At 30.8% G+C, this 3,243-nt stretch carries 4 protein-coding genes; all 4 read right to left on the reverse strand.

Annotated features, from left to right (window positions below; genetic code table 11):
• A partial coding sequence (locus VLM92_RS10355) for a protein adenylyltransferase SelO (protein WP_325276269.1) occupies positions 1-835 on the reverse strand: 835 nt, incomplete at its 3' end.
• Between the two features lie 170 nt (positions 836-1,005).
• Entirely contained in the window at positions 1,006-1,131 is a 126-nt protein-coding gene (locus tag VLM92_RS10360; protein WP_325276270.1) for a hypothetical protein, read from the reverse strand.
• Positions 1,132-1,140: 9 nt separating this feature from the next.
• On the reverse strand, positions 1,141-1,977 hold the full coding sequence (locus VLM92_RS10365; RefSeq protein ID WP_325276271.1) for a YitT family protein: 837 nt from the start codon (positions 1,975-1,977) through the stop codon (positions 1,141-1,143).
• Between the two features lie 300 nt (positions 1,978-2,277).
• Positions 2,278-3,243, reverse strand: a 966-nt coding sequence (locus VLM92_RS10370) for a DUF116 domain-containing protein (RefSeq protein WP_325276272.1), incomplete at its 5' end; no start/stop codon positions are given.

A 3,243-nucleotide genomic window follows, 5' to 3' on the forward strand; every position in this document is an offset into this window, starting at 1 on the left:
CTAGGTCATAGGTATCCATGAAGGCACAAGGACCATAATCAATAGTTTCTCCACTAATAGTCATGTTATCGGTGTTCATCACCCCATGGATAAAGCCAATCAGTTGCCATTTTGCAATCAACACAGTCTGACGCTTGATTACTTCCTTAAGTAGCGAAAGATATATATTCTCATCGGTTTTAACGTCTGTAAAATGTCTTTGCAATGTGTAATCAGCCAAGGCTTTAAGCTCTTCAACAGTGCCCCATTTTGAAACGTATTGAAATGTTCCGATGCGAAGATGACTAGCAGCCACACGAGTAAGAATTGAACCAGTTTGTTCCTTTGGGCGAATTACTGTCTCACCTGTTGTCACCACCGCTAGGCTACGGGTAGTAGGAATACCAAGTGCATGCATTGCTTCACTAATGATGTATTCGCGTAGCATCGGTCCAAGCACCGCTCGACCATCGCCCCTACGAGAATATGGAGTTTTACCTGAACCCTTAAGTTGAATATCAAATCGTTCACCTAAAGGTGTTATCTGCTCACCAATAAGTATAGCCCGACCATCCCCTAACATGTTAAAATGCCCGAATTGATGCGCCGCATAAGCTTGAGCAAGTGGTAAAGCACCTTCAGGAATCTGATTTCCAGCAAATACCGCTACGCTATCATCACTTTCTAGTGCATGAATGTTGAATCCCAGAGATGTTGCCAACGGATAATTGAGAATAATCAACTTTGGGGAGCGTACAGGGGTTGGGTTGAGGATGGTAAAAAATGATTTCGGCAAATGAGCATAACTGTTGTCTAAGTTCCATCCTGCTTCTATTGTTTCTTTTCTCTCTGTCATTATATCTCCTTTCCTTCTTTTATATTTTTGTTTCCTAGCTCTTTTTATTTTACATAAAACAAAATTCATAGGTGTTTTATGATTTTTTTAGTATCTGCTTGTGCCAATTTATTATACTCTTTCGACACAAAAATGGCTGTCTTTAAATATTTTCAATAAAAGCTTCAAACTTATATGATAACTCCAATTCCCAGTACTGCTATAATAATAATTAAAGGAGTTATGAATTTTAACCATTTATCATAAGTTATATTTGCCATTGCAAGTGAGTCTAATATTATATAAACAAATAACATAACTGTTATTTAAATAGATGAAAATCCTTCACCTAATGCTTCATGAATATCACAAACTATAGTGAACGCATATGGATCAATAGATTTTATCAGTCTTTTTAGAGTTACAACCTGACGCTTAGATACAACAACAAGAATTATATTCTTTTCTTCCTTTGTATAAGCCCCTCCTCCCTTAATGAAAGTAACTCCTCTTTCTAACTCATTCATAATAGTTTGGCTTATTTCCTCTGATTTATTAGATATTATAGTAAATGATTTAGAGTAATCAAATCCATCTATAATAATATCAGTAACCTTAACTATAATATAAAGTGATACGGCTGAATAAAGAGCTATTTCAATTTTTTTTGAAACAATCCCCGAAAGAACAACTACTATAAAATCGGCTATTCCCATCAAAACAGCAACACTTATATTTGGAAAAAACTTATTAACAAGTAATCCAACAAGATCTGTTCCACCAGTTGTACCGTTTATTCTAAATATTATCCCAAGACCAAGACCACAAAGTAAAGAACCAATTATACAAGCTAAAAGTGGGTCATTAGTAGCATTTAGCCGACTTAAATTTGAAGTAAATTGCAAACAAGCAGTGAAAAAAACTATTCCAATTAGAGTTTTAGATATATCATTTTTGCTTAAGATTTTATAAGCTACTATAAAAAGTGGAATATTAAGTAATAGGTTGATTAACGATAAAGAAGTACCTGTGACGGAGTTAATAACTATAGCTAAGCCACTAATTCCTCCTGGTGCAATCAAATGGGGTTCAAAAAACATGTTTATTGAACAGGCCATTAATAAAGAACCTATTAATAGAAGTAATAATTCTTTTAGATACAATATTTTTTTATTAATAGTAATCTCTCCTTTTTTATAAGATGGAAATTTATTATTATAATTAAGCCAATATTTATAATCGAGTATACTTAATAGTATATCTTTATGCTCAAGTATCTATACCAGTAGCTTTACAATTGCTTCCATACTTACCTCAATAACAAGATATAAAGTGAAATTGTAGCAACTGTAAAACAATCATTTTCATTATAAATTATCAAACGAAATTTAATGTTATTTCCTTGTAATTAAAAAAGGTTACCTATATTTTAGGTAACCTCTTTGTTTGTTTATAGAATTTATTTAAGCTTTTATTTTGTGTTCTCCAATAGTATATAATAATCTATCAATATTAATATCAGTAACAATACCATTTTTATGCCAATGATTCTTACATCCACAATAATCTAATAGTACACATTGTGGAATAAACCCTAAATCTTTAGCCTTATATCCTCCAGAAATAAGATTAAGAACACATGCAACTCCTATTATTCCTATATATCCTGTTTCAGGCTTTTCTTTTGTAAATGCAGATGACTCATGAGGAATAATATAAACTTTAAAATTATGTTTTTCCCCTAATTTTGTATATTGGTTCACTTTACATGATTTTGTACAATTTGCACATAGATATCCTTCTTTAGTTTTAATAGCTTTACAATTATCATCAGAATTTAATCTCATACAAGCAGGTAAAAGTAGTCTTTTTTCTTTTGTCTTAAGAAAATCTTGCCTGTAAGCTCTATTCATTATTTCAGCTCCAACCATATTTAAATGGTATTCTACTCTTTTACGCCCACAATATATATAATCTTCTCTATATTTATGTTCCTTATAAGTTGTGTTATGAAACTTATTAACATTTTCAGTGTAATGCCCTAACTTCTCTTCACTTTTTATTTCAAACCATTGTGCTAAATTCACTGATGCTGATATTATATTGTTAATTTCTTTTTCAGATTTATTAGATAAATAATTTTCCCATATTTTTAGTCTTTTAACTTCTTGTTTAAATTCTCCTGTAGCCGACAACCACTGAATTAGTTTTGTTAAATTATCTAATGTAAAATCTATATTCTTATTATCTTCTTTAGATAAAAATAGCGTTCCTAAAATTCCTCTTAAAAAATCTGCTGATTTCTTTATACTATTTTTTTCTCTTAACTTAGATAGTGTTATAAGTATAGTCTTTGGTATTTTCTTTAATATAATTGCTTTATTTATATAATTTCTCCATAAAACTGATAAAAATAGTAATTCAAATGA

The organism is Romboutsia sp. (genome assembly GCF_035470145.1).
Lineage (GTDB): Bacteria > Bacillota > Clostridia > Peptostreptococcales > Peptostreptococcaceae > Romboutsia_D.

Excerpts from the sequence above, each read along its gene's own strand:
- VLM92_RS10360 (WP_325276270.1), bottom strand. The coding sequence starts at position 1,131 with ATGTTATTTGTTTATATAATATTAGACTCACTTGCAATGGCAAATATA.